The following is a 25908-nucleotide window of genomic DNA, read 5'->3' on the forward strand; positions in this document are numbered from 1 at the left end:
TCGCTCAGCCCTCCGAGGGTGCGAGGCGCTTGAGCTCCGCCTCGGTCGACTTGAGCAGGTCGTTCCAGGACGCCTCGAACTTCTCGACGCCCTCGTCCTCGAGCAGCTGGACGACCTCGTCGTACGAGATACCGAGCGCGGCGACGGCCGCCAGCTCGGCGCGCGCCTGGTCGTACCTGCCGCGCACCGTGTCACCGGTGATCTCGCCGTGGTCGGCCGTGGCGTCAAGGGTGGCCTCCGGCATGGTGTTCACCGTGCCAGGAGCGACCAGCTCGTCGACGTACAGGGTGTCCTTGTAGGCCTTGTCCTTGACTCCGGTAGAGGCCCACAGCGGACGCTGCTTGTTGGCCTGTGCCTTGTCCAGCGCGGCCCAGCGGTCGGAGGAGAAGACCTCCTCGAACGCCTCGTAGGCGAGCCGAGCGTTGGCCACGGCCGCCTTGCCGCGGGCTTCCTTGGCCTCCGGGGTGCCCAGCGCGTCCAGGCGCTTGTCGATCTCGGTGTCCACACGGGACACGAAGAACGAGGCGACCGAGCGGATCTTGGACAGGTCGAGGCCTGCGGCCTTCGCCTTCTCCAGACCCGCCAGGTAGGCGTCCATGACCTCGCGGTAACGCTCCAGCGAGAAGATCAGCGTGACGTTGACGCTGATGCCGAGGCCGATGACCTCGGTGATCGCCGGCAGGCCCGCCCTGGTGGCCGGGATCTTGATGAAGGTGTTCGGCCGGTCGACCAGCCAGGCCAGCTGCTTGGCCTCCGCGATCGTCGCCTTCGTGTTGTGCGCGAGACGGGGGTCGACCTCGATCGACACCCGGCCGTCCTGGCCGCCCGTGCGGTCGTAGACCGGGCGCAGCACGTCGGCGGCGTCACGGACGTCCGCCGTCGTGATCATGCGGAGGGCTTCCTCGACGGTCACCTTGCGGGCCGCGAGGTCCTCGAGCTGCTGGTCGTAGCCCTGCCCCTCGGAGATCGCCTTCTGGAAGATCGACGGGTTGGTGGTGACGCCCACGACGTGCTGCTGGTCGATCAGCTCGGCCAGGTTGCCCGAGGTGATCCGCGAGCGCGAAAGGTCGTCCAGCCAGATCGCGACGCCTTCGTCGGAGAGGCGCTTGAGTGCGTCTGTCATGAGAGTTGCATCTCCTACTTGTCGTATACCGGCGTCAGCGCGCGGCGGCTTCGATCGATTCCCGCGCGGCGGCGGCCACGGCCTCGGCGGTGAAGCCGAACTCGCGGAAGAGGACCTTGCCGTCCGCCGAAGCGCCGAAGTGCTCCAGCGAGACGATGCGCCCGGCGTCGCCGACGTAGCGGTGCCACGTCAGGCCGATGCCCGCCTCGACCGCGACGCGCGCCTTGAGCGACGGCGGAAGCACCGAGTCCCGGTACCCCTGGTCCTGCTCCTCGAACCACTCCACGGACGGCATCGACACCACCCGGGCCGGCACGCCGGCGGCCTGGAGCTGCTCGCGGGCCGCGACGGCCAGCTGCACCTCGGAGCCGGTGCCGATCAGCACGACCTGCGCGTCGCCGCCCTCGGCGTCGAACAGGACGTAGCCGCCCTTGGCAGCGTCCTCGTTGCACTCGTACGTCGGCACGCCCTGGCGGGTCAGCGCCAGGCCGTGCGGGGCGCCCTTGCCGAACTCCTTGGTGTACCGCTTGAGGATCTCGCGCCAGGCGATGGCGGTCTCGTTGGCGTCGGCGGGGCGCACGATGTTCAGGCCCGGGATCGCCCGCAGCGAGGCCAGGTGCTCGACCGGCTGGTGCGTGGGGCCGTCCTCGCCGAGGCCGATCGAGTCGTGCGTCCACACGTAGGTGACTGGCAGGTGCATCAGTGCGGAGAGGCGGACGGCGTTGCGCATGTAGTCGGAGAACACCAGGAAGGTGCCGCCGTAGATGCGGGTGTTGCCGTGCAGCGCGATGCCGTTCATGACCGCGGCCATGGCGTGCTCGCGGATGCCGAAGTGGATCGTGCGGCCGTACGGGTCGGCCTCCGGCAGCGGGTTGCCCGCCGGCAGGAAGGACGACGTCTTGTCGATCGTGGTGTTGTTCGAGCCGGCCAGGTCGGCGGAGCCGCCCCACAGCTCGGGCACGACCGCGCCCAGCGCCTGCAGGACCTTGCCGGAGGCGGCACGGGTGGCGACACCCTTGCCGGTCTCGAACTCCGGCAGTGCGTCCTCCCAGCCCTCGGGCAGCTCGCCCGCGCGGATCCGGTCGAACTCGGCGGCACGCTGCGGGTTGGCCGTACGCCAGGCGGCGAACGTCTTCTCCCACTCGCCGCGGGCCTCACGGCCGCGGTCGAGGGCGCCGCGGGTGTGCCCGAGGACCTCCTCGGAGACCTCGAAGGACTTCTCCACGTCGAAGCCGAGGACGCGCTTTGTGGCCGCGACCTCCTCGTCGCCCAGCGCCGAGCCGTGCGCGGCCTCGGTGTTCTGCGCGTGCGGCGCGGGCCAGGCGATGATCGAGCGGGCCGCGATGAACGACGGGCGCTCGGTCTCGGCCTGCGCGGCCTTCAGGGCGTTGTACAGGCCGACGGGGTCGAGGTCGCCGTTTTCCAGCTGCGCCACGCGCTGGACGTGCCAGCCGTACGCCTCGTACCGCTGGAGGGTGTCCTCGGAGACGGCCGTCTCCGTGTCGCCCTCGATGGAGATGTGGTTGTCGTCCCACAGCAGGACCAGGTTGCCCAGCTTCTGGTGCCCGGCCAGCGACGACGCCTCGGCCGAGATGCCCTCCTGGAGGCAGCCGTCACCGGCGATGCACCAGACGGTGTGGTCGAAGGGCGACGTGCCGGGCTCCGCGTCCGGGTCGAACAGGCCGCGCTCGTAGCGGGCGGCCATTGCCATGCCCACGGCGTTGGCGACACCCTGGCCGAGCGGCCCGGTGGTCGTCTCGACGCCCGTGGTGTGCCCGTACTCGGGGTGGCCCGGGGTCTTCGAACCCCAGGTGCGGAACGCCTTCAAGTCGTCCAGCTCCAGGCCGTAGCCGGCCAGGTAGAGCTGGATGTAGAGCGTCAGCGAGGAGTGGCCGGCGGACAGGACGAATCGGTCACGGCCCGTCCAGTCTGCGTCCGCGGGGTCGTGCCGCATCAGCTTCTGGAAGAGCACATACGCGGCGGGGGCCAGGCTCATGGCCGTACCCGGATGGCCGTTGCCGACCTTCTGTACGGAATCCATGGCCAGGACGCGGACGGTGTCGACTGCCCGCTGGTCCAACGCGGTCCACTCGAGGTCTGTGGTGGTCGGCTTGGTGCTCACCCTGAGTCAGGGCTCCTCTCCACATGTCGAATCCCGGTGACGAGGGGTGTACCGGGCGGTGTCGAGCCTACCCTCGCAGCAACGCGCCACTTTTCGGTCGCGCGTCTTTGTCTTTGGACACTGTTTCAGAGTGCGGGAGCCGGGTGTTCCTCGCCTGTCGGGGCCGATGTCTCAGATGAGTACGGTCGGCGTCGTGCGGGTGCTCAACACGACCCGACCCCGGCGAAGATCGGGGTACGGGCAACGTCTAGAGTGGCGTGGTACGCGCAAGTCTTTACGCGGGTTTCTCCCCCCATACGCCCTTCGGGCCCGGGCGGCGACCCCGGAGACTTGCTGGGATTTCTCTGTCAGGGGTGTGCGTGACGGCCGTCGAGTCCCGACCCGCAGGGGTCGTCTTGGCTACCGGCCCGGGGGGCCATCGGCCGTTCGGAGCCCGCGTCAAGGCATTCGTGGCGCTGACCAAGCCGCGGATCATCGAGCTGCTGCTGATCACCACCGTCCCGGTGATGTTCCTGGCCGAGCAGGGTGTTCCGGACCTGTGGCTGGTGCTCGCGACCTGCCTGGGCGGTTATCTCTCGGCCGGCGGCGCCAACGCGCTGAACATGTACATCGACCGCGACATCGACGCGCTGATGGATCGCACGTCGCAGCGTCCGCTCGTCACGGGCATGGTCTCGCCGCGCGAGGGCCTGGTCTTCGGCCTGTCGCTCGCCGTGATCTCCACCCTCTGGTTCGGGCTGCTCGTCAACTGGCTGTCGGCGGCGCTGTCGCTCGGTGCTCTGCTCTTCTATGTCGTCGTCTACACGATGATCCTCAAGCGCCGCACCGCGCAGAACATCGTCTGGGGCGGCATCGCCGGCTGCATGCCGGTCCTGATCGGCTGGTCCTCCGTCACCGACTCGGTGTCGTGGGCCGCCGTCATCCTCTTCCTCGTCATCTTCTTCTGGACGCCGCCGCACTACTGGCCGCTGTCGATGAAGGTGAAGGACGACTACGAGCGCGTCGGCGTGCCGATGCTCCCGGTCGTCGCGGGCAACAAGGTCGTCGCCCGGCAGATCGTCGTCTACAGCTGGGTGATGGTCGCCGTCTCGCTGCTGCTGACGCCGCTCGGCTACACCGGCTGGTTCTACACCGCGGTCGCGCTGGTCACCGGCGGCTGGTGGCTGTGGGAGGCGCACGCGCTGCAGAGCCGGGCCAAGGCGGGTGCGGCGGGCGCCGCGCTCAAGGAGATGCGGCTGTTCCACTGGTCCATCACCTATGTGTCGCTGCTCTTCGTGGCCGTCGCCGTGGACCCCTTCCTGCGCTGACCGGCACGGCCGCCCGGCGGGGGTGGCCGAGGCCACTTCGCCCGGCCGTCGCCGAACGATCTACTCGCGAGTAGCATGCGGGCATGGCAGAAACCAACGTTGAAGAGCGCACGTCCGGTTCCACGCCCGACGCCCGCGCCGCGCGCAAGGCGGCGAAGCTCGCCAAGCAGATCCAGGCGTTCTCCAAGGCGCACGGCGGCGCCGAGGGGCAGCTCGCGTACATCGGCCAGATGGGCACCCGCATCGTGCTCGTCGGCGAGGACGGCGGCTGGGGCGACCTCGTGGCACCGAGCCACGCCGTCGCCGTCAGCGCCGCGGAGAAGTCCGGGATCACCCTGCACGAGTCCTTCGACGGCGATTTCGCCGCGAAGGTCCGCACCGGACCGTACGAGTGGACCCGGATGGCAGGCATCCAGGTCGGCGGCCCGTCCAACGACTGACCAACACCTCGCACGGGGCTGACCCGTTAGGACTGTGGAAGCACGGTCCTCTACAGGGAGCTCCCGATGATCGACACCGCGACCTCGGTGCGCCTGGTCGACCAGTACTGCCACGGGGTGCTCCGCGCGGAACTGGGCCTCGGCACCTTCGAGACGTACCTGGGACCCGCGGCCGGAGCGCCACCGGCCTCCGGGACCACCTTTTTCGACACCCAGACCGGTTTCGCGGTACGGCGCTGGTGTCCGCCGCTCCTCGGCCTCGAGCCCCACTGCCCGCCCGCCCACTACCTGGCCCGCCGTCGCGAGCTCGGAGTGGTCGAGGCGGGCAGACGCCTTCTGCGCGGCACCGGCATCGTCACGTACCTCGTGGACACCGGTCTGCCCGGGGACCTTGCCGGACCGGCCGAGATCGCCGCGGCGGGTGAGGCGGAGGCGCGCGAGATCGTACGCCTCGAGCTGCTCGCGGAGCAGGTCGCGGACACGTCAGGGACCGTGGAGTCGTTCCTGGCCAACCTGGCGGAGGCCGTGCACGGGGCGGCGGGCTCCGCCGTCGCCTTCACCACCGTCGGCGCGGGAGCGCAGGTCGGCGGCCGGCCGGAACCCCCCGGCCCGGGCGAGGTGCGCGGGGCCGCCGGACGCTGGCTCGGCGAACGCCGCGTGGGCGACCCGCCGACCGACCCCGTGCTGCTGCGGCACCTGCTGTGGGTCGCCGTCGCGACGGGTCTCCCGCTCCAACTGCACGTCGGCGTCCGTGACCCGATGCTTCTCGCGGATTTCGCGGCGGCGACGGCCGGCCTGGGGACGGACCTGGTGCTGCTGCACGGCTACCCGCACCACCGCAGCGCCGCCCACCTCGCGAGCACGCACCCGCACGTCTACGCGGACCTCGGCCCGGCCCTCGCACAGACGGGGGCCCGGGCGGCAGCGGTCCTCGCGGAGACCCTCGAACTCGCCCCGTTCGGCAAGCTCCTGTTCTCGACGGGCGCGCGCGGCCTGCCGGAACTCCACGTGGTCGGCGCCCGCACCTTCCGCGACGCGCTCAGCCAGGTGCTGGGCGGGTGGGTGGCGGAGGGCGCGTGGTCACGGACGGACGCGGAGCGGGTGGCCACGATGCTCGCGTCGGGGAACGCGGGGAGGGTGTACCGGCTGGGGAGCGGGGGGTGAACGCGAGGGCGCTGGGGCCCTCGCGCCTCACAACCGGGCGTCTCAGGCCGAGGTCAGCGTGTCCGCCCGCTCGGGCGGGACCACCGAACCGGGCGCGGACCGACGTTCCCGCAGGCTCAGCGCCAGCCTCAGCACCGCGATCCACATCAGTGACGAGCCGAACATGTGCGCCCCTACCAGGATCTCGGGCACGCCCGTGAAGTACTGCACATACCCGAGCGCGCCCTGGAGCAGCACCACCAGCAACAAGTCCCGCGCGCGTGCCCGGATGTCGTCCGGGGCGTCCACCACGCGCACCACGAGCCACATCGCCACGGCCAGCGCGCACACCACCCAGGCGGCGATCGCGTGGACGTGCGCGGCCGCGGACCAGTCCCACGGCATACGCGGCACATCGCTGCTGTCGCCCGCGTGCTTGCCGGAACCGGTCACCGTGGTGCCGAGGGTGATCAGCACCGCGGAGACCGCGACGATCGCCCAGGAGAGCTTGTGGACCGGCCGGGGAACCCGCGGGCGGGGCGCGGCGTCGCCTTCGCCGGCACGCACCCATGTGATCGTCGCCACGGTGAGCAGTGCGTTGGCGAGCAGGAAGTGCCCTGCCACCGACCAGGGGTTGAGACCCGCCCACACGGTGATGCCGCCGATGACGGCGTTGCCGAGGACGATCCAGAACTGTGCCCAGGCGAGTCGGGTCAGCCCGCGCCGGCGCGGCTTGGCGGCGCGTGCCGCGATGATCGCCCAGCCGACGGCGGCGGAAAGGACGTACGTCAGCATCCGGTTGCCGAACTCGATCGCGCCGTGGAGGCCCTGCTCGGGTGTGGCAAAGAGGCTGTCGTCCGTGCACTTGGGCCAGGTGTCGCAGCCGAGACCTGAGCCGGTCAGCCGTACGGCACCGCCGGTAATGATGATGACGACGGTCATCAGGACGGCGGAAAGCGCGGCGCGCCGCAGGATTTTGGGCGACGGTGTCCAGCGCTGGGCGATATGGGCGAGGGGGGTCTGCACGGCACCTATCGTAGGCGGGTGTTTGTGCACGCTTTCACGAGGGGTCCGCGGAGGGGGCGTGCGTCAGACGGAAGCGCGACCCGTCGAGGTGGTCCTCCTCCTCCCACCACAGCGCGAAGCGCCAGGGTGTCGCGGTCGGCGGCGAGTCGGCCGATTTGCGGAAGGCGTCCAGGAGATCGGCGGCCACCGCCTCCGCCGTGATGTCCGTAACAGCGTCCGTACCGCGCCACGGATACGCCATCGGCGTCCACGACCCGTCGTCCGCCCGCACGTCGAACCGCCACACCGCCCGCCAGGAACGCGCGCGCAGGATCCGGCACACCTCTGCCCGGTCCAGCGACAGGCCCTCCGCTATGGCCTCCGGCGCCACGCCGTCGATCCGCGCCGCCAGGACCGCGAGCGGAAGGAGGCGCTCCGGCAGCAGCTCGCGCTTGCGCAACTGGGTGAGCCCGTCCTCGAAGGGGCAGCGACGCAGTCTGCGTTCCAGCTGGTCGCCGAGGTGCTCCAGGACCGCGGCGCGGCTGCGCTCGGCAGGATCCGGCACCTGCCACAGCGTGTGGAACTCCCGCTCCGCCCGTACGGCCCACTCCGCCGCGTCCACAGGCCTGCCGAGCTCCTCCAGCCGGTCGCCGAGGAAGAGGTGCGCCTGGGCGAGGCCCTCACGGTTGCGCGGCTCCGACTGGTCGAGCCCCTCCCACACGGCGATCGCCCGGTGGGTGGCCTCCACGGCGGCCAGTCCCGCCAGCCGGTCCTCCACGCAGGGCTGTTCGCCGTGAGGGTGGAAGGCGTACCGGGGCAGGCCGAGTTCGTCGCTGAGCGGCTCCGCGAGATAGACGGCCTGGCTGATCAGCGCACGCGCGTACCAGCGGGCGTGTTCGTCATCGTGCTTCGCGGGTTCCGCGCCGTGCCGCACCGCCTCGTCGGCGGCGCCCAGCGCGTCGACTCGCCGGCCGGTGTCGAAGTGGTGGCGTGCCAGGTCCCCGTAGCGCAGGCTCAGCCGGGCGGAGAGGGAGAGGTCGCCAGCGGCGTGCGGGGCGAGCGCCGTGATCAGGTCGGTCAGCATGCGTTCGCGTTGGTGCGGTGAAGCAGCGGGACGGCCCGCTCTGACCTTCGCCCACTCCGCGTCCAGTCGCAGTGCGGCAGTGCGCTCCATCCAGGCCTCCCACCGTGCGGTCTCGGCAGGGTCATCCTGGCGCGCGTGTCACTCCCAGCGGAAGGTCCGGGCGGCCGCGCCCAGCCCGAGCACCGCCCAGAGGGCGAGGATGCCCAGATTGCCCCACGGCATGCCCGCACCGTGCTGGAGCACGTCACGCAGTCCGTCGGAGAGCGCCGAGATGGGCAGCAGCCCGAGCGCCGAGGCAACCCCCTCGGGAAACTTGTCCAGCGGCACGATCACGCCGCCGCCGACGAGCAGCAGCAGGAAGACGAGGTTCGCGGCGGCCAGGGTCGCCTCGGCCTTGAGCGTGCCGGCCATCAGCAGGCCGAGTCCGGAGAACGCCGCGGTGCCGAGGACGAGCAGCAGCAGCACATACACGGGGTTGCCGTGCGGGGACCAGCCCAGCGCGAACGCGATGACGGTCAGCAGGACGACCTGCAGGATCTCGGTGACCAGGACGGACAGCGTTTTGGCGGCCATCAGGGCCCAGCGGGGGACCGGCGAGGCCCCGAGCCGCTTCAGCACGCCGTAACGCCGCTCGAAGCCGGTCGCGATGGCCTGGCCGGTGAAGGCGGTGGACATCACGGCGAGTGCGAGCACGCCCGGCGTGAGGAAGTCGACGGCCCTGCCGTCCCCGGTGTCGACGATGTCGACGGTGGAGAACAGCACCAGCAGCAGAGACGGGATGATCACCGTGAGCAGCAGCTGCTCGCCGTTGCGCAGCAGCATCTTCGTCTCGAAGGCGGCCTGGGCCCGGATCATGCGCGTCAGCGGCGCGGCGCCCGGCTTCGGTGTGTACGTCCCGGCGCTCATGCGCGCAGCTCCTTGCCCGTCAACTCGAGGAAGACGTCCTCGAGGGTGTGCCGCTCGACCGAGATGCCGTGCGGCAGGACGCCGTGCTGGGCGCACCAGGAGGTGACGGTCGCGAGCAGCTGGGGGTCCACCTCGCCGGTGATCCGGTACGCGCCCGGTGTCAGCTCCGCCGCGGCCGTGCCGTCGGGGAGGGCCTTGAGCAGGGAGCCGAGGTCGAGGCCGGGGCGGCCGGTGAAGCGCAGGGTGTTCTCCGCGCCGCCGCGGCACAGCTCCTCGGTACTGCCCCGTGCGATGACGCGGCCGGCGTCGACGATCGCGACGGCGTCGGCCAGTTCCTCGGCCTCGTCCATGAAGTGCGTGGTCAGTACGCAGGTGACGCCGTCCGTCCGCAGTTCGCGGACGAGGTCCCAGGTGGCGCGGCGCGCCTGCGGGTCGAGGCCCGCGGTCGGCTCGTCAAGGAAGACCAGTTCGGGCCTGCCGACGACGGCCATCGCGAGTGCGAGGCGCTGCTGCTGGCCGCCGGACAGCCGCCGGTAGGTCGTACGCCCGCAGCTGCCGAGGCCCAGGCGCTCGATCAGGGCGTCCGCGTCCAGCGGGTGGGCGTGCAGGGAAGCCATGTGGCGGAGCATCTCGTCGGCTCGGGCGCCGGAGTAGACGCCGCCCGACTGGAGCATCACGCCTATGCGGGGCCGCAGGAGGGGGGCGTCGGCGACCGGGTCGAGGCCGAGGACGCGCACGGTGCCCGCGTCGGCACGGCGGTAGCCCTCGCAGGTCTCGATCGTGGTGGTCTTGCCGGCGCCGTTGGGGCCGAGGACGGCGGTCACGGAGCCCGTGGCGACGTCGAGGTCCAAGCCGTCCACGGCGGTCTTGGATCCGTACCGCTTGACCAGGCCACGGATGTGGACGGCGGACTCGCTTCGCATGCCGGGAAGTCTAGGCGGGCGCCGCGGGGCCCCGGCCCGCGGGTCCCGGGGTTCAGGCGAGGCCCCCGGACGGCCGTGTACCCGCCGCGCAATCGCGCATACGCACCGTGACGTTCGAGTGGGGTGGGCACCCGAACGGCCCAGGACCATCGGTCCTTCGCGGTCCAGGTAGCCGGCGGCCCGTTCGACCTGCGTCTTTGTGGCGAATCGGACAGGACTGCCGACGGACTCCGTCTGCGTCTTTCAGCACCGGAGCCGGCCGGTCCATGAGCCCGCCGGAATGGCCCGGCCGCCGTCGACGCCCTGCTGAGACCCTGCGGGCCGACTTCCGGGTGATCGTTTCCGCAGGTCAGCTTAGGTTGACCTAAGTGATGCACGGCACCACGCGCAGGTCAGGAGGCCGCTTGTCAGTCTCTGAGGAATTACGCAACAATGGCGTTGTGAAAAACCTCGGCGAGGCTCCCCAGGAGGAACTCGCGACCGGTGAGCGCTCCACGCGCAACCGCGTCGCGCGCTCCATCCTGGATCACGGTCCGTCCACCGTGGCCGATCTCGCCGGCCGCCTCGGGCTCACCCAGGCAGCCGTCCGTCGCCACCTCGACTCGCTCGTCGCGGAGAACGTCGTGGAACCGCGCGAACAGCGCGTCTATGGCGCCCGCACACGCGGCAGGCCGGCCAAGGTCTTCGCGCTCACCGACTGCGGCCGGGACGCTTTCGACCAGTCGTACGACAAGCTGGCCGTGGACGCCCTCCGCTGGATCGAGAAGTCCGCGGGCGGCGGGGCGGCCGGAGAGGCGGCCGTCGCCGCCTTCGCCCGGGACCGCATGGAGACCCAGTCGCAGGCGTACCGCGCGGCCGTCGAGGCCGCCGACCCCGCAGAGCGCACCGAAGCGCTGGCGAAGGCGCTGAGCGCCGACGGGTACGCTGCTACGGCTCGTACCGCCCCGGTGGGCGAGCAGCTCTGCCAGCACCACTGCCCCGTCGCCCACGCGGCCGAGAAGTACCCGCAGCTGTGCGAGGCGGAGACCGAGTTCTTCTCGCGGCTCCTCGGGACCCATGTGCAGCGGCTCGCCACGATCGCCCACGGCGACGGCGTCTGCACCACGTTCATTCCGCGCGGTGCGCCGCAGGGCGGCGCCGAGGCCCGGAACGGCACGACACAGACCAGCACCAACCCATCAGCATCTGCAAGCACGGCCGGGAGGAACCCCGCATGACTCTCCCCACGGAGACTGCCCACCCCGAACTCGAGGGTCTGGGTACGTACGAATTCGGCTGGGCCGACTCCGACGCGGCAGGCGCCGCTGCCAAGCGCGGTCTCTCGGAGGACGTCGTCCGCGACATCTCCGCGAAGAAGAACGAGCCGGAGTGGATGCTGAAGCTGCGGCTGAAGGGCCTGCGCCTCTTCGACAAGAAGCCCATGCCGAGCTGGGGCTCCGACCTGTCGGGTATCGACTTCGACAACATCAAGTACTTCGTGCGCTCCACCGAGGCGCAGGCCGCCTCGTGGGAGGAACTGCCCGAGGACATCAAGAACACGTACGACAAGCTCGGTATCCCGGAGGCGGAGAAGCAGCGCCTGGTCGCCGGTGTCGCCGCGCAGTACGAGTCCGAGGTCGTCTACCACCAGATCCGCGAGGACCTGGAGGAGCAGGGCGTCATCTTCCTGGACACCGACACCGCGCTCAAGGAGCACCCGGAGCTCTTCCAGGAGTACTTCGGCACGGTCATCCCCGTCGGCGACAACAAGTTCGCGTCGCTGAACACCGCGGTGTGGTCCGGCGGCTCGTTCATCTACGTCCCCAAGGGTGTCCACGTGGACATCCCGCTGCAGGCCTACTTCCGTATCAACACGGAGAACATGGGCCAGTTCGAGCGGACGCTGATCATCGTCGACGAGGACGCCTACGTCCACTACGTCGAGGGCTGCACCGCCCCGATCTACTCCTCGGACTCGCTGCACAGCGCCGTCGTCGAGATCATCGTCAAGAAGGGCGGCCGCTGCCGCTACACGACCATCCAGAACTGGTCGAACAACGTCTACAACCTGGTCACCAAGCGCGCCGTGGCGTACGAGGGCGCGACCATGGAGTGGGTCGACGGCAACATCGGCTCCAAGGTGACCATGAAGTACCCGGCCGTCTACCTGATGGGCGAGCACGCCAAGGGCGAGACGCTGTCCATCGCCTTTGCGGGCGAGGGCCAGCACCAGGACGCCGGCGCCAAGATGGTCCACATGGCCCCGAACACCTCGTCCAACATCGTCTCCAAGTCGGTGGCACGAGGCGGCGGCCGCACCTCCTACCGCGGTCTGATCGAGATCGGCGAGGGCGCGCCCGGCGCCAAGTCCAACGTGCTGTGCGACGCACTGCTGGTCGACACGATCTCCCGCTCGGACACCTACCCGTACGTCGACGTCCGCGAGGACGACGTCTCCATGGGACACGAGGCCACCGTTTCCAAGGTCTCCGAGGACCAGCTCTTCTACCTGATGAGCCGCGGCATGACCGAGTTCGAGGCGATGGCGATGATCGTGCGCGGATTCGTCGAGCCGATCGCCAAGGAACTGCCCATGGAGTACGCGCTGGAGCTCAACCGGCTGATCGAGCTGCAGATGGAGGGCTCGGTGGGCTGACGCCCTCCCGTACCCGATCGAACGCAGCGACTGACTTCTCACGTAGTTACGCAGGAAGAGAGCAAGACGACAGCCATGGCTGAGGCTCAGAACATCCCGGTGGGCTCCACCACCGCCGGCTCGATCGCGGTGGCCGCCGAGTCGACCGTCGCGACCCGCATGAGTGCGCCCCCGTCCTTCGACGTGGCGGACTTCCCGGTGCCGCACGGCCGCGAGGAGGAGTGGCGCTTCACTCCGCTGGAGCGCCTCGCCGGCCTGCACGACGGCACCGCCGTCGCCACCGGCACCGCGCTCAAGGCCGCGATCGACGCCCCCGACGGCGTCACCGTCGAGACCGTCGGCCGCGACGACGCGCGGCTCGGCAGGGCCGGCACCCCGGTGGACCGGGTCGCCGCCCAGGCGTACTCCTCCTTCGAGCAGGCCACCGTCGTGACCGTGCCGAAGGAGACGCAGCTCGCCGAGCCGATCCGTATCGCGGTGCACGGTGAGGGCGGCACCGCCTTCGCCCACCAGGTCGTCGAGCTGGGCGCGTTCGCCGAGGCCGTCGTGGTCATCGACCACACCGGTGACGCGGTGCTCGCCGCCAACGTCGACTACATCCTGGGCGACGGCGCCAAGCTGACCGTCGTCTCCGTCCAGGACTGGGACGACAAGGCCGTCCACATTGCCCAGCACAACGCGCTGGTCGGCCGCGACGCCTCCTTCAAGTCGGTCGTGGTCACCTTCGGCGGCGACGTCGTACGGCTCCACCCGCGGGTCTCCTACGCCGGCCCCGGCGGCGAGGCCGAGCTTCTCGGCCTGTACTTCACCGACAAGGGCCAGCACCAGGAGCACCGTCTCCTCGTCGACCACAACACCCCGCACTGCAAGTCCAACGCCGTGTACAAGGGCGCCCTCCAGGGCGACGACGCCCACGCGGTGTGGATCGGCGACGTTCTGATCAGGGCCGCGGCCGAGGGCACCGACACCTACGAGATGAACCGCAACCTCGTCCTCACGGACGGCGCGCGCGTCGACTCGGTGCCGAACCTCGAGATCGAGACCGGCGAGATCGCCGGCGCCGGTCACGCCTCCGCCACCGGCCGCTTCGACGACGAGCAGCTGTTCTACCTGATGGCCCGCGGCATCCCGGCGGCCGAGGCCCGGCGCCTGGTCGTCCGCGGCTTCTTCGCCGAGCTGGTCCAGCAGATCGGCCTTCCGGACGTGGAGGAGCGCCTGCTCGCCAAGATCGACGCCGAGCTGGAGGCGTCGGTGCTGGAGGCGTCCTCCTGATGGCCTTCGTCAAAGTCTGCGCGCTGAGCGAGCTGGAGGAGGACACCCCCAAGCGGGTGGAACTCGACGGCACGCCCGTTTCCGTGGTGCGCACCGAGGGGGAGGTGTTCGCGATCAACGACATCTGCTCGCACGCGAACGTGTCCCTGTCGGAGGGCGAGGTCGAGGACTGCTCCATCGAGTGCTGGCTGCACGGCTCCAGCTTCGACCTCCGCACCGGCAAGCCGTCCGGCCTTCCCGCGACGCGCCCCGTCCCCGTATACCCCGTAAAGATCGAAGGGGACGATGTGCTCGTCTCCGTCACCCAGGAGTCCTGAGTCACCCATGGCAACGCTTGAAATCCGCGACCTGCACGTTTCCGTCGAGGCCGACAACGCCACGAAGGAGATCCTCAAGGGCGTCGACCTGACCGTGAAGCAGGGCGAGACCCACGCCATCATGGGCCCCAACGGCTCCGGCAAGTCGACCCTCGCCTACTCGCTGGCGGGCCACCCCAAGTACACGATCACCGGCGGCACCGTGACCCTGGACGGCGAGGACGTCCTGGAGATGACCGTCGACGAGCGCGCCCGCGCCGGCGTCTTCCTCGCCATGCAGTACCCGGTCGAGGTTCCCGGCGTCTCGGTCTCCAACTTCCTGCGCACGTCGGCGACGGCGATCCGCGGCGAGGCCCCCAAGCTGCGCCTGTGGATCAAGGAGGTCAAGGAGGCCATGGAGCGCCTCAACATGGACCCCGCCTTCGCCGAGCGCAACGTCAACGAGGGCTTCTCCGGCGGTGAGAAGAAGCGCCACGAGATCCTCCAGCTCGAGCTGCTCAAGCCGAAGATCGCGATCCTCGACGAGACGGACTCCGGCCTCGACGTCGACGCGCTGCGCATCGTCTCCGAGGGCGTCAACCGCGTCCGCGAGAGCGGCGAGGTCGGCACGCTGCTGATCACGCACTACACGCGCATCCTGCGCTACATCAAGCCCGATTTCGTGCACGTCTTCGCGAACGGCCGCATCGCCGAGTCCGGCGGCGCCGAGCTCGCCGACAAGCTCGAGGCCGAGGGCTACGAGGCTTACACGAAGGGTGGCGTATCCGCGTGACAGTGGCCCATCAGGGGCTTTCCGGCCTCCTCGACACAGAGGCGCTCCGCAAGGACTTCCCGATCCTGGACCGGGTGCTCCACGACGGCAAGAAGCTCGTCTACCTGGACAACGCGGCGACCTCCCAGACGCCGCGCCAGGTGCTCGACGTACTGAGCGAGTACTACGAGCAGCACAACGCCAACGTCCACCGTGGTGTGCACGTGCTCGCCGAAGAGGCCACGGCGCTGTACGAGGGCGCCCGCGACAAGGTCGCCGCCTTCATCAACGCGCCGAGCCGCGACGAGGTGATCTTCACCAAGAACGCCTCCGAGTCGCTCAACCTCGTGGCCAACATGCTCGGCTGGGCAGACGAGCCCTACCGGGTGGACCGCGAGACCGAGATCGTCATCACGGAGATGGAGCACCACTCCAACATCGTTCCGTGGCAGCTGCTGTCGCAGCGCACCGGCGCGAAGCTGAAGTGGTTCGGCCTCACCGACGACGGCCGGCTCGACCTGTCCGACATCGACGAGATCATCACCGAGAAGACGAAGATCGTCTCCTTCACGCTGGTCTCCAACATCATGGGCACGGTCAACCCGGTCGAGGCGATCGTCCGCCGGGCCCAGGACGTCGGCGCGCTGGTCCTGATCGACGCCTCGCAGGCGGCGCCGCACATGGTGCTCGACGTGCAGGCCCTGCAAGCCGACTTCGTGGCCTTCACCGGACACAAGATGTGCGGTCCGACCGGCATCGGCGTGCTGTGGGGCCGGCAGGAGCTGCTCGAGGACCTGCCGCCGTTCCTCGGCGGCGGCGAGATGATCGAGACCGTGTCGATGCACTCGTCGACGTACGCTCCCGCGCCGCACAAGTTCGAGGCGGGTACGCCCCCGATCGCGCAGGCCGTCGGCCTCGGCGCGGCCGTGGACTACCTCTCCTCGATCGGCATGGACAAGATCGCCCAGCACGAGCACGTCCTCACCGAGTACGCGGTGAAGCGGCTCCTCGAGGTCCCCGACCTGCGGATCATCGGCCCCACGACGGCCGAGGACCGCGGCGCGGCGATCTCGTTCACACTGGGCGACATTCACCCGCACGACGTGGGCCAGGTTCTCGACGAGCAGGGCATCGCGGTCCGCGTGGGTCATCACTGCGCGCGCCCGGTCTGCCTGCGGTACGGAATTCCTGCGACCACGCGGGCGTCGTTCTATCTGTACTCCACGCCGGCAGAGGTCGATGCTCTGGTCGACGGCCTGGAGCACGTCCGTAACTTCTTCGGATGAAGGGCTGACGACGCGTGAAGCTGGATTCGATGTACCAGGACGTCATCCTGGACCACTACAAGCACCCGCACGGTCGGGGCTTGCGGGACGGGGACGCCGAGGTGCACCACGTCAATCCGACGTGCGGCGACGAGATCACGCTCCGGGTGAAGTACGACGGATCGCGCATCGAGGACGTGTCCTACGAGGGGCAGGGCTGTTCCATCAGCCAGGCCAGCGCGTCCGTGCTGAACGAACTGCTGGTCGGCAAGGAGCTCGCCGAGGCGCAGAAGATCCAGGGCACGTTCCTGGAGCTGATGCAGTCCAAGGGCCAGATCGAGCCGGACGATGCGATGGAGGAGGTGCTGGAGGACGCGGTCGCGTTCGCCGGTGTCTCCAAGTACCCCGCTCGAGTGAAGTGCGCGCTGCTGAGCTGGATGGCGTGGAAGGACGCGACGGCCCAGGCGATGGGTGAGACCCGCGACAACGCGGAGAGGAAGACCGCATGAGCGAGAACGAGACGGTAGCGACGAAGCCGGCGTCCGAGGAGGAGGTCCGCGAGGCGCTGTACGACGTCGTCGACCCCGAGCTGGGCATCGACGTCGTCAACCTCGGCCTCATCTACGGCATCCACATCGACGACTCCAACGTCGCGACGCTGGACATGACGCTGACTTCGGCTGCATGTCCACTGACCGACGTGATCGAGGACCAGGCGAAGGCCGCGACCGACGGCATCGTCAACGAGCTGAAGATCAACTGGGTCTGGATGCCGCCGTGGGGCCCTGACAAGATCACGGACGATGGGCGTGAGCAGCTGCGCGCGCTCGGCTTCAACGTCTGATCGACGTTTCCCGGGAAGCGGCCATGCCCGCCAGGCACACTGGTGCGCATGGCCGTTTCTCTGTACCACATCGCGATCGACTGTCATGACGCGAAGACGCTCGCCCGGTTCTGGGCCGAGGTCCTCGACTGGCACGTCGTGTACGAGGACCCGGAAGAGATCGTCATCGGCGCCGATGCGAGCACCCTGCCGGGCATCGTGTTCCTCACGGTTCCCGAGCACAAGACCGTCAAGAACCGGCTGCACCTCGACCTCACGCCCGACGACCAGGACGCGGAGGTGAAGAGGATCATCGGCCTCGGGGCACGGCGGGCGGACGTGGGGCAGGGCGAGGACGTCACCTGGGTCCTCCTCGCCGATCCCGAGGGCAACGAATTCTGTGTGCTGCGGCCGAAGAAGACGCTCCTCGACTAGGGCCTCTCGTTCGGATCAGGCCGCACGGCGAGCGCGTCGTGGGCGCTCAGCGCCGCCCTCACCCGCATGACGTCGGCACCCGACGTGGCGTCCAGGCCCGTGGCTTCGGCGGCGCGGCGCAACCGGTAGTCCACCGTGTTCGGGTGCACCCGCAGCCGTTCCGCGGTGAGCTGCCGGCTCAGACCGCACGCCAGGAACATCCGGAGCGTGCCCAGCAGTTCGGGGCGGTCCGCCAGCGGCCGCATCAGTTCCGCCAGCGCATCCCGTGAGGGGCCCGGCTGCATCAGCTGGTACTCCAGCAACACGTCACTGAGGCGGTGGACGCCGGGCTCGCGACCCGCTGCCACCGCCACCCGCCGTATCTCCTGGGCCAGGCGGGCCGCACCGGCCGCGTCCTCGGGGTCGGCTGCCGCCGCTCCGGCCACGATGTCGACACCGGCGACCCGGCTCATGTGCGACACCACGCCGGACAGCCAGGCCCAGTCCCGGTCCGCCAGCTGCGCGGCCGGCGTCCGGTAGGGGATCAGGGCGGTTCCGCCGTCGCCGGACAGGGCGGACAGCACCGGGCCCGCCACATGCCGGTCCAACTCGACCCGTAGCCTGCGCAGTTTGCGCCTGCCGGCGATCACAGGACTCACCCCGTCGGCGCTCTCGTCGGGGTGGGCGCCGACGGAGAGTCCGAGGACCAGATAGCAGGCCGGGAGCGGGATGCCCCAGCGGGCGGCCGTGCCGCGGACGTCGTCGCCCTTGAGGAGCGCCGCCAGCATTGACTGCCGGGCCGACTGCTCGTCGCTCACGACCGCCTGCCGTTCGGCGAAGTAGCCGGCGACGACGGTCGCCGTCATCTGCTCCAGGAACTTCAGGACCAGCAGATGGGCGGCCTGCACCGCTGCCAGATCCGCCGGGGTCGCGTGCAGGGACATCCTCTCCAGGCACTCCTGGGCGCCCACGTGGTAGGCGCTGATCACCGCCTCGACCGGCACACCCTCCTCCGCCCGCTTGGCGGCCGATTGCCGGATCACCTGCAGCTGGGCCTCGTCCGGGAGCTCACCGGTGCGCAGGACGGCCGTGAAGGCGCGTATGCCCTGCTCGATGACCCGGCGGGTATCGCTGCGCAACTGCTCGGCGGGCAGCGTGCCGTAGACCGGCACCAGGTCGACGAGCCGCGCGAGGACGGACGACGCCAGTTCGTGCGCGGATCCGGCGAGCCGTTGATGAACCGGGATCCCGCCGAAGGAGAGCGGCAGGTACCCGCCACGGTCCGCCCGGCCGCCGGGCACCCCGCCACGGTCCGCCCCGCCGCCGGGCACCCCGTCACCGACCGCCCTGCCTCGGACCACCCCGTCACCGACCACGATGCGACCTCATAGACGCCCCCGTCCCTACTGTCCGGTAACCAAGGTCGCCGCAGCCCACACGCAGTGTCAAGGAGATCCGGGTGCTTGTGACGGCTCACAAACCCCCGACCGGATCTTTGGACGCCCGCCGGGGCACGGTGCGCCGGATTCCGGCCAGTCTTCTCCGGGGCACGCACTGTGCCACCCCCCACCGACCTTCAGCCCGGGACGGGCTGAGTGACCATCAGGAGCACTGCATGTCAGGGAACGAATGGTCTGCGCGGAGACCGCGCACCGGTGCGACCGCGGCCGCCGTCGCGGCCGCGGCCCTTCTCACCTGTGCCGCCGCCCCCGCTCAGGCCGCCGAGCAGGGGCCGCTGCGGGAAGGCGGCGTGGGCCAGGCACTGTGGAACTACGTGACCTCGCCGGGCGCCGTGGCCGGAGCCAACGACTGGTCGTGCAGGCCGAGCGCCGAGCACCCCGATCCGGTTGTCATGCTGCCGGGCACGTTCTTCAACATCGGCGCCAACTTCGTGAAGGCGGCCCCGCGCCTGAAGAACGAGGGCTACTGCGTCTACGCCATGAACTACGGGTTCACACCGTTCTCCTTCGGCCGCGTGGGCGGTCTCGGCAGCAACAAGGACTCGGCCGCGCAGCTGGACGCCTTCGTGGCAAAGGTCCAGCAGGCCACGGGCGCGAAGAAGGTCGACATCGTCGGTCACTCGCTCGGCGGGAGCGTGGCGATGTGGTGGATGAAGAAGATGGACGGCGCCGCCAAGGTCGACCGCTACGTCGGCTGGGCTCCGAGCTCCCACGGAACAGACCTCAACGGCATCGTCGACCTCGGCAACAACCTGAGGGTCATGGGCTTCGTCACCGGTCTGTCGAACGCGGCACGCTTCCCTGGCGTCATCGAGCAGACCGACACCAGCGACTACACCACGCAGATGTGGGCGGACGGCGACACGGTTCCAAAGGGCCCCCGGTACACCGTGATCATGACCAAGACCGACACCGTCGTGACGCCGTACGCGACGCAGGCGCTCGAAGGCGAGGACGTCGACAACATCGTTCTCCAGGACGAGTGCCCCGACGACAGAGCCGGTCACATGGGCCTGTTCAACGACGACCCGACCCTCCAGATGACCATGAACGCCCTCGCCGACGGGCCCGCCGACTTCCGGCCCGTCTGCCGCGGCTACGGCATGCAGTGGCTCTGACGCAGGTTGGGTGCTGACTCAGGTCGGGCTCTGACTCAGGTCGGGCTCTGACTCAGGTCGGGCTCTGACTCAGGTCGGGCTCTGACTCAGGTCGGGCTCTGACTCAAAACCTGGGAGCGGCCGGTGGCGCCTGCCAAGGCACGCCGGCCGCCTCGGCGAGGGCCGGCGCCAGATTCTCCGTGCGGATGCGCCGGTCGACGTAGAGCAGGCTCACCACCAACTGAGGGAACACGGCCGTCAGCGCCTGGCCGACGAGCGAGGTGACCAGGCCGAACGCCAGCGACGTGATGACGATCGTGAGGGCGGCCCCGCTGGTGGACGCGTCGTCCGTCAGGCTCGGGCCGAAGAGGTTGAGAAGCGACAGCGGCAGCTGGACGAGATAGCCGGCCACGCCCGCCATCGCGTAGGCCAGCAGCGCGATACCGAAGATCCGCCACCAGTCGCCGCGCACCAACTGCGCGGAGCGGGTCATCGCCGCGACGGCGCCCTGCCCCTCGAACACGGCGGCGGCGGGGGCGAGGCAGAACTTCACCCAGAGCCAGACGGCCGCCGGACCGGTGGCCAGCGCACCGAGGAAACCGATCAGGATCAGCCAGCCGAAGTCGCCGCCCGTACCGTCCAGGCTCAGCGTGATCAGCGAGATGAACAGGGCGACGCCTGCCGCCGCGAACAGCAGCATCGGCACCGCCGCGATCAGCGCGGTGAGCACGACACTGCCCATCACGGACCACAATCTGGCCAGGCTGCGGCCCCACACGGCGCCGAACGCCGAGGGCCGGCCCAGGACCGCGTCCTGGAGGACAGCGGGACAGCTCGCGTAGACCAGCGCACTGGCCATCAGCATCACGAGCAGGCCGAAGAGGTACACCCCTCCGAAGGTGAGCAGGAGCGGCCAGACGTCGTCCCAGCCGGACGGGCCCTCGGGGTCCAGCACCCGGTCGAGGCGGTCGGAGACCGCCGCGTACGCGATGGCGATGGCGCCGCCGATGATCACGAGCGCCATGCCGTATGCGGCGAAGGCCATGCCGAGCAACTGCTTCCAGTGGCGGCCGATCGTCGCGAAGGCCCCGCCGAGTATCTCGCCGAGACCGAGCGGCCCCAGCGGTACGACCCCCGGCTTGGGGGGCGGCGGCATCCAGCCGCCCCAGCCCGGCGGCGGACCGAGCGGGCCGGGCGCGCCCGCGTGCGGCGGCATGTTTCCGTAGGTCATCGGTCCCCCCGAGTGCTTCTGCTGTCGATCGCACACCGTAGCGCCCGGCACCTGAGACCGGTTGGCCCGGGTGGCGTCTCGCCGGTTAGGTTTTCTGTCATGACCGACACGCCCGCACCCCGTACCACCGGCGCCGTCGCCGCCGGCCTCGCCACCATCACCGCCGACGGCGTCGTTCTCGACACCTGGTTCCCCGCCCCCGAGCTCGTCGCCGAGCCCGGCCCCGCCGGCACCGAGCGGCTGACCGCCGAGCAGGCCGCAGAGCTCCTCGGTGCCGCCGCCACGAAGGCCGTCGGCCCCGACGCGCGACGCGGCGTGGAGGTCGTCGCCGTCCGCACCGTCATCGCCTCGCTCGACGACAAGCCGCTGGACGCCCACGACGCCTACCTGCGTCTGCACCTGCTCTCCCACCGGCTCGTCAAGCCGCACGGCCAGAGCCTGGACGGCCTGTTCGGGCTGCTCGCCAACGTCGCCTGGACCAGCCTCGGGCCTGTCGCCGTCGACCAGGTCGAGACCGTGCGCCTCAACGCCCGCGCCGAGGGTCTGCACCTTCAGGTCACCTCGATCGACAAGTTCCCGCGGATGACGGACTACGTCGCCCCCAAGGGCGTGCGCATCGCCGACGCCGATCGTGTCCGCCTCGGCGCGCACCTCGCCGCGGGCACCACCGTCATGCACGAGGGCTTCGTCAACTTCAACGCCGGCACTCTCGGCACCTCGATGGTCGAGGGCCGCATCTCCGCCGGCGTCGTCGTCGGCGACGGCTCCGACATCGGCGGCGGCGCCTCCACGATGGGCACCCTGTCCGGCGGCGGCAACGTGATCATCGCCATCGGCGAGCGCTGCCTGATCGGCGCCGAGGCAGGTGTGGGTATCGCGCTGGGCGACGAGTGTGTCGTCGAGGCCGGTCTGTACGTCACTGCCGGCACCCGGGTCACGATGCCGGACGGGCAGATCGTCAAGGCTCGCGAGCTCTCCGGCGCGAGCAACATCCTCTTCCGCCGCAACTCGGTCACCGGCGCCGTCGAGGCCCGCCCGAACAACGCGGTCTGGGGCGGCCTCAACGACGTGCTGCACACCCACAATTGATCGCGGCGTTCCTCGTCTCGTTCGTGTGACTCTGCGTAACTTCCGCCTCCTGGAGGCGGATGAACAGGCCGGACGCAGAGTCGCACCACTCCCGAACGGGCAAGGCGAGGAACCGACATGAAGACCAGGCTGATCGCTCTCGGCGTGCTCGCGCTGTTCGCCACGGTGTTTTCGTACGGGCTGGCACAGGCCGACGAGACCCACAATGCCTCGCACAACGGCCACAACGTCTCCCTGATCTCGACGGGTCAGATCGACGACCCGCTCGAGGACGTGCTGGAGCATGCCGCGATCCTGGGCAGCACCTACGTGCACGGCTGAGACAGCCCTGCGAGCTGTCCGCCGGTCAGCTCGACATACGCCTGCAGCAGCCCGTCGGCCGCCTCGCGGCCGGCGGGCTGCAGTGGTTCGCGCACCGGCCCGCCCGGCAGACCGAGCGCGCCGAGCAGTGTCTTCGCGGTCACCGTTCCCGGCAGCCCGGACGCCATCATCAGCTCGGCGAGCGGCAGGGTGAGCTGGTTCAGCCTCGTCGCCCGGGCGTTGTCCCCGGCGTCGTGCGCGTCCAGGGCGGCGCGCAGCTGCGCGGGCGCGACGTTGGCCACGGTCGACACGAAGCCCGCGCCGCCCACCGCGTACAGCGGCAGATTCAGCTCCTCGCACCCCGAGTAATACGCCAGGCCGCTGCGGGCGATGGCCTTGGAGCTGCCCAGCAGGTCGTACGCGCAGTCCTTGACGGCCACGACCCGCGGATGGTCCGCGAGCCGCAGCATCGTGTCCACCTCGATGCGGGTGCCCGTGCGGGCCGGGATGTCGTACAGCATCAGCGGGATGCCCACCGCGTCCGCGACCCGGCGGAAGTGCGCCTCGACGGCGGCCTGCGGAGGGCGGCTGTAGTACGGGGTGACCACCAGCAGTCCGCCCGCGCCCGCCGCCTCGGCCGCCCGCGCGATTTCGACGGTGTGCCGGGTGTCCGGGGTGCCGACGCCCGCGACGACAGCGGCCCGGTCGCCGACCGCCTGTGCCACCGCCCGCACCAGCGCGGCTTTCTCGTCGTCCGACGTGGTCGGTGACTCGCCGGTGGTGCCGGAGAGCACGAGGCCGTCGCAACCGCTGTCGACGAGGTGCGCGGCCAGCTGCTGGGCGCCGTCGAGATCGAGCACGCCGTTGTCGTCGAAGGGCGTGACCATGGCGCACAGGGCGCGGCCGAAGGGAGGGGAGGAGGTCATGTCGGCAGTGTGCGACGCATTGCCGCGTAGCTCCAGTTAAATCTGCTGTGGGGAACCATGAAGCAGTGCTACCGAATCGGCCGGACCTGGCGTGATCGCCGGGGTCGACACGAGAGGGACACGATGACGCGCGGGGCCGTACGGCCGCAGGGGCTGTCGCCGTCCTGGTCATGGCCGGGCCGACGGGCGGATGCCACGACGGCGAGGCAGTGACACCCGGCACCCGCCTCGTCGTCACTCCGGAGGAGGGAGAGGCGGCGCAGACGCCGCCGTCTCTCCTGGACATCGGAACTTGGGGGGAGCTGGACGTCACCGCCTGGGCGCGGGGCCCGCACAGCTGAGCCCAGCTGAGCGAACCCCGCGCAATCCGCGTGGGCCGGGGGGCGATCAGGGACGGAAGCGCAGCACCTGCGGGTCGTGGTCGCTGTTCTGGTCCGAGAACTCCGCGTTGATGTGCACGCTGTCGTAGGTGAAGTCGCGAATCGACGGGCTCGTCAGAATCTGGTCCAGGACCTGGCTGTTTCCCTGGTACACATACGAGTAACGCTCCGAGCGCGGCAGCGACTTGACCGCCGGGTAGAGGGCTCCGCCGTCGGCCAGGGCCTTCGTCGTCTGCGAGAACTCGAAGTCGTTGATGTCGCCCAGCACCAGGACGTCGGCCCTGCGGTCGGCCTTCAGGATCTCCTTGACGAAGGTGTTGACCGCCTGGGCCTGCTGCAGGCGCTTGGCCTCGGAGGAACGGTTCGGCGGCTGATGGTGGGAGACGAGGGACTCGTCGCCGCCCTTCGAGCCGAAGTGGTTCGCGATCACGAAGACCGGCCTGCCGCGGAAGCTGAACTCGCCGGCCAGCGGCTTGCGGCTGCTGCCCCAGGCGGCGTTCGCGGGGTCGATACGGCCGGGCGAGAGCGTCAGGGCCGCCTGTCCCCGTTCCCCGCGCACGACACCGGTCGGCGTCGTCGCGTCACCGCCCGCGCGGTCCGTGAACGAGACCCGCTCCGGGTTGAACAGGAACACCTGGCGGATGTTGCCGCCGGGCTCGCCGCCGTCCTTGTTGTTCTGCGGGTCGACGGATCGCGCCTCGTACGCCGGGCCCCCGGCGGCGACGATCGCGTCCGTGAACTTCTTCACCGTCTGCCCGGAGGCGACCGTGCCGTCGTTCTTCGCGCCGTTGTCGTCCTGGATCTCCTCCAGCGCGAGGATGTCCGGCGACGCGAGGTTCTCGACGACGGCCTTCGCCAGCGCGTCGAACTTCTCCTGCGGGTCGGACGGGTCCAGGTTCTCCACGTTGTACGTCGCCACCGCCAGCTCGCCGCTCCGCTGCGGGCGGGTCCTCTCGCGCTCGAGACCGCGGTCGTGGACCGTGCCGAGCGTGCGGGCGGTCAGTGTGTAGCCGCCGAACTGGTTGAAGTCCAGGGGCCCTTCTGTGGTGCCGGCGAGCACATCACCCACGTTCGCCTTCGGGAAGGGCTGCTCGGCGAGCGGGGTCAGCGACTGGATCTGCAGGCGACCGGTGTTCTGCGACTCGTACGAGCCGTAGACGGTGCCGCCACGCCGGTTGTCGTTCTCCCACGGCTTCACCGTCACCCACAGCTCGGCGTACGGGTCCGTCGCCCCGACCACGCGTGAGGTGCCGATGCGTACGTTCGAGCCCTCCAGCGACTCGTAGAAGTCCAGGGCGTACTCGCGGGGTTCAAGGGCGAGCCCGTTGATGCTGCCCGCCGCCGCCGGGTCGCCCTCAGGGGCGTACTCCGAAGGCACCGACCAGGCGGAGACGGTGACGGGCTTGGGCACCTCGTTGCCGGAGGAGACCACGGTGACGGTCGGCTTCGTTATCTCCGTCAGCGACTGATTGCCGGACGACGTGCCGCCGGGGACGTACTCCGTGACCGTGCCGGAGACAAGCACCTGGTCGCCGACCGCGACCGTCGGCGCCGAACCGGTGAACACGAAGACGCCCTCGCTGGTCGCCGCGTCGCCGTCCGCCTGCGGGTCCTGGAACCAGAAACCCTTCGAGCCGTAGGTCCGCACGCCCGTGACGATGCCCGGCACATCGGCCACCTGCTGCCCCACCAGCGGTGACATGCGGGTGTTGCCCTGGATGTCGTGGATCCGCACCTGGGAGGCGTCGGCGGCGGACGCGTCCGCGGATCCGGCGAGCAGGCCGGCGGCCAGCGCGGCGGCGACGGCGGCCGCGACGGCGGTAGTTCTCGGTACGACGGAGGAAGGCATCAAGGTTCTCCGGATGTGAGGGATGAGGGTCCACCGGGCCCCGTCC

26 protein-coding genes are annotated in these 25908 nt (G+C 70.1%); 16 read left to right on the plus strand and 10 right to left on the minus strand.

Annotation, left to right across the window (positions count from 1 at the left end):
• Nucleotides 1-4: 4 nt before the first annotated feature.
• Together tal and tkt are read right to left on the minus strand one after the other, a co-directional pair.
• A complete protein-coding gene (gene tal / locus ACIQ7Q_RS19500; RefSeq protein WP_403863168.1) occupies nucleotides 5-1123 on the minus strand; it encodes a transaldolase in 1119 nt (372 codons plus the stop codon).
• A gap of 34 nt (nucleotides 1124-1157) precedes the next feature.
• A complete protein-coding gene (tkt, locus tag ACIQ7Q_RS19505) occupies nucleotides 1158-3245 on the minus strand; it encodes a transketolase (protein WP_403863171.1) in 2088 nt (695 codons plus the stop codon).
• Nucleotides 3246-3598: 353 nt separating this feature from the next.
• On the opposite strand from tkt, the gene ACIQ7Q_RS19510 reads away from it, so the two are divergent.
• The 3 genes from ACIQ7Q_RS19510 (at nucleotide 3599) to ACIQ7Q_RS19520 (ending at nucleotide 6156) form a co-directional block, all read left to right on the plus strand.
• The gene (locus tag ACIQ7Q_RS19510; protein ID WP_403863174.1) at nucleotides 3599-4552 is read left to right on the plus strand and encodes a heme o synthase; all 954 of its coding nucleotides are present in this window, start codon (nucleotides 3599-3601) and stop codon (nucleotides 4550-4552) included.
• 83 nt (nucleotides 4553-4635) lie between these two features.
• Nucleotides 4636-4992 carry a hypothetical protein gene (locus ACIQ7Q_RS19515; RefSeq protein WP_403863177.1) on the plus strand — a complete coding sequence of 119 codons (357 nt, stop codon included), beginning with the start codon at nucleotides 4636-4638 and terminating at the stop codon, nucleotides 4990-4992.
• Nucleotides 4993-5058: 66 nt separating this feature from the next.
• Nucleotides 5059-6156 (plus strand): amidohydrolase family protein, encoded by a 1098-nt coding sequence (locus tag ACIQ7Q_RS19520; RefSeq protein ID WP_403863179.1) that lies wholly within the window; start codon nucleotides 5059-5061, stop codon nucleotides 6154-6156.
• A gap of 42 nt (nucleotides 6157-6198) precedes the next feature.
• Here the strand turns inward: ACIQ7Q_RS19520 and ACIQ7Q_RS19525 are convergent, their stop codons facing one another.
• From ACIQ7Q_RS19525 to ACIQ7Q_RS19540, 4 genes are read right to left on the minus strand one after another with little or no spacing between them, the layout of a single operon-like run.
• Nucleotides 6199-7191: a heme A synthase gene (locus tag ACIQ7Q_RS19525; RefSeq protein WP_403863182.1), complete on the minus strand. Its 993-nt coding sequence runs from the start codon at nucleotides 7189-7191 to the stop codon at nucleotides 6199-6201.
• A 4-nt stretch (nucleotides 7192-7195) separates the two neighbouring features.
• Nucleotides 7196-8314 carry a hypothetical protein gene (locus tag ACIQ7Q_RS19530; protein WP_403863185.1) on the minus strand — a complete coding sequence of 373 codons (1119 nt, stop codon included), beginning with the start codon at nucleotides 8312-8314 and terminating at the stop codon, nucleotides 7196-7198.
• A gap of 48 nt (nucleotides 8315-8362) precedes the next feature.
• Nucleotides 8363-9130: an ABC transporter permease gene (locus tag ACIQ7Q_RS19535; RefSeq protein WP_403863188.1), complete on the minus strand. Its 768-nt coding sequence runs from the start codon at nucleotides 9128-9130 to the stop codon at nucleotides 8363-8365.
• On the minus strand, nucleotides 9127-10053 hold the full coding sequence (locus ACIQ7Q_RS19540) for an ABC transporter ATP-binding protein (protein ID WP_403863191.1): 927 nt from the start codon (nucleotides 10051-10053) through the stop codon (nucleotides 9127-9129). Before ACIQ7Q_RS19540 ends, ACIQ7Q_RS19535 begins: the two co-directional genes overlap by 4 nt.
• A 440-nt stretch (nucleotides 10054-10493) precedes the next feature.
• Here ACIQ7Q_RS19540 and ACIQ7Q_RS19545 point away from each other — a divergent pair, with 440 nt between their 5' ends.
• The 9 genes from ACIQ7Q_RS19545 (at nucleotide 10494) to ACIQ7Q_RS19585 (ending at nucleotide 17551) form a co-directional block, all read left to right on the plus strand.
• Nucleotides 10494-11270 carry a helix-turn-helix transcriptional regulator gene (locus tag ACIQ7Q_RS19545; protein ID WP_403863194.1) on the plus strand — a complete coding sequence of 259 codons (777 nt, stop codon included), beginning with the start codon at nucleotides 10494-10496 and terminating at the stop codon, nucleotides 11268-11270.
• Nucleotides 11267-12688 carry a Fe-S cluster assembly protein SufB gene (gene sufB / locus ACIQ7Q_RS19550; RefSeq protein ID WP_403863197.1) on the plus strand — a complete coding sequence of 474 codons (1422 nt, stop codon included), beginning with the start codon at nucleotides 11267-11269 and terminating at the stop codon, nucleotides 12686-12688. The genes ACIQ7Q_RS19545 and sufB overlap by 4 nt, the downstream gene beginning before the upstream one ends.
• Before the next feature lie 75 nt (nucleotides 12689-12763).
• The gene (sufD, locus tag ACIQ7Q_RS19555) at nucleotides 12764-13960 is read left to right on the plus strand and encodes a Fe-S cluster assembly protein SufD (protein ID WP_403863200.1); all 1197 of its coding nucleotides are present in this window, start codon (nucleotides 12764-12766) and stop codon (nucleotides 13958-13960) included.
• Nucleotides 13960-14277 (plus strand): bifunctional 3-phenylpropionate/cinnamic acid dioxygenase ferredoxin subunit, encoded by a 318-nt coding sequence (locus ACIQ7Q_RS19560; protein WP_356637592.1) that lies wholly within the window; start codon nucleotides 13960-13962, stop codon nucleotides 14275-14277. Before sufD ends, ACIQ7Q_RS19560 begins: the two co-directional genes overlap by 1 nt.
• A gap of 7 nt (nucleotides 14278-14284) precedes the next feature.
• A complete protein-coding gene (gene sufC / locus ACIQ7Q_RS19565; protein WP_403863203.1) occupies nucleotides 14285-15049 on the plus strand; it encodes a Fe-S cluster assembly ATPase SufC in 765 nt (254 codons plus the stop codon).
• Entirely contained in the window at nucleotides 15046-16314 is a 1269-nt protein-coding gene (locus tag ACIQ7Q_RS19570; protein ID WP_356637597.1) for a cysteine desulfurase, read from the plus strand. The genes sufC and ACIQ7Q_RS19570 overlap by 4 nt, the downstream gene beginning before the upstream one ends.
• Nucleotides 16315-16328: 14 nt before the next feature.
• A complete protein-coding gene (sufU, locus tag ACIQ7Q_RS19575; protein WP_403863206.1) occupies nucleotides 16329-16802 on the plus strand; it encodes a Fe-S cluster assembly sulfur transfer protein SufU in 474 nt (157 codons plus the stop codon).
• Nucleotides 16799-17137, plus strand: a complete 339-nt coding sequence (locus ACIQ7Q_RS19580; RefSeq protein ID WP_100106553.1) for a metal-sulfur cluster assembly factor — start codon at nucleotides 16799-16801, stop codon at nucleotides 17135-17137. The genes sufU and ACIQ7Q_RS19580 overlap by 4 nt, the downstream gene beginning before the upstream one ends.
• Nucleotides 17138-17185: 48 nt before the next feature.
• Entirely contained in the window at nucleotides 17186-17551 is a 366-nt protein-coding gene (locus tag ACIQ7Q_RS19585) for a VOC family protein (RefSeq protein ID WP_403863210.1), read from the plus strand.
• On the opposite strand, the gene ACIQ7Q_RS19590 is transcribed toward ACIQ7Q_RS19585, so the two are convergent.
• Complete coding sequence (locus tag ACIQ7Q_RS19590) at nucleotides 17548-18906, minus strand: PucR family transcriptional regulator (protein WP_403863213.1); 1359 nt, start codon at nucleotides 18904-18906, stop codon at nucleotides 17548-17550. The two genes, ACIQ7Q_RS19585 and ACIQ7Q_RS19590, sit on opposite strands and share 4 nt — an antisense overlap.
• A gap of 239 nt (nucleotides 18907-19145) precedes the next feature.
• Here ACIQ7Q_RS19590 and ACIQ7Q_RS19595 point away from each other — a divergent pair, with 239 nt between their 5' ends.
• Entirely contained in the window at nucleotides 19146-20108 is a 963-nt protein-coding gene (locus ACIQ7Q_RS19595; protein ID WP_403863216.1) for an esterase/lipase family protein, read from the plus strand.
• A gap of 103 nt (nucleotides 20109-20211) precedes the next feature.
• Here the strand turns inward: ACIQ7Q_RS19595 and ACIQ7Q_RS19600 are convergent, their stop codons facing one another.
• On the minus strand, nucleotides 20212-21318 hold the full coding sequence (locus ACIQ7Q_RS19600; RefSeq protein WP_403863219.1) for a hypothetical protein: 1107 nt from the start codon (nucleotides 21316-21318) through the stop codon (nucleotides 20212-20214).
• A gap of 99 nt (nucleotides 21319-21417) precedes the next feature.
• Between ACIQ7Q_RS19600 and dapD the strand changes: the two genes are divergently transcribed.
• Both dapD and ACIQ7Q_RS19610 read left to right on the plus strand, forming a co-directional pair.
• A complete protein-coding gene (dapD, locus tag ACIQ7Q_RS19605) occupies nucleotides 21418-22407 on the plus strand; it encodes a 2,3,4,5-tetrahydropyridine-2,6-dicarboxylate N-succinyltransferase (RefSeq protein WP_403863222.1) in 990 nt (329 codons plus the stop codon).
• A gap of 117 nt (nucleotides 22408-22524) precedes the next feature.
• Nucleotides 22525-22728, plus strand: a complete 204-nt coding sequence (locus ACIQ7Q_RS19610; protein ID WP_403863225.1) for a hypothetical protein — start codon at nucleotides 22525-22527, stop codon at nucleotides 22726-22728.
• Here the strand turns inward: ACIQ7Q_RS19610 and dapA are convergent.
• A complete protein-coding gene (dapA, locus tag ACIQ7Q_RS19615) occupies nucleotides 22713-23633 on the minus strand; it encodes a 4-hydroxy-tetrahydrodipicolinate synthase (protein ID WP_403863228.1) in 921 nt (306 codons plus the stop codon). The genes ACIQ7Q_RS19610 and dapA overlap by 16 nt on opposite strands.
• Before the next feature lie 170 nt (nucleotides 23634-23803).
• On the opposite strand from dapA, the gene ACIQ7Q_RS19620 reads away from it, so the two are divergent.
• Nucleotides 23804-23974: a hypothetical protein gene (locus ACIQ7Q_RS19620; protein WP_403863231.1), complete on the plus strand. Its 171-nt coding sequence runs from the start codon at nucleotides 23804-23806 to the stop codon at nucleotides 23972-23974.
• A gap of 46 nt (nucleotides 23975-24020) precedes the next feature.
• On the opposite strand, the gene ACIQ7Q_RS19625 is transcribed toward ACIQ7Q_RS19620, so the two are convergent.
• Nucleotides 24021-25862: an endonuclease/exonuclease/phosphatase family protein gene (locus tag ACIQ7Q_RS19625; RefSeq protein WP_403863233.1), complete on the minus strand. Its 1842-nt coding sequence runs from the start codon at nucleotides 25860-25862 to the stop codon at nucleotides 24021-24023.
• Nucleotides 25863-25908: the final 46 nt, after the last annotated feature.

This window comes from Streptomyces sp. NPDC096176 (assembly GCF_044763255.1).
In the GTDB taxonomy this organism is placed as follows: Bacteria; Actinomycetota; Actinomycetes; order Streptomycetales; family Streptomycetaceae; genus Streptomyces.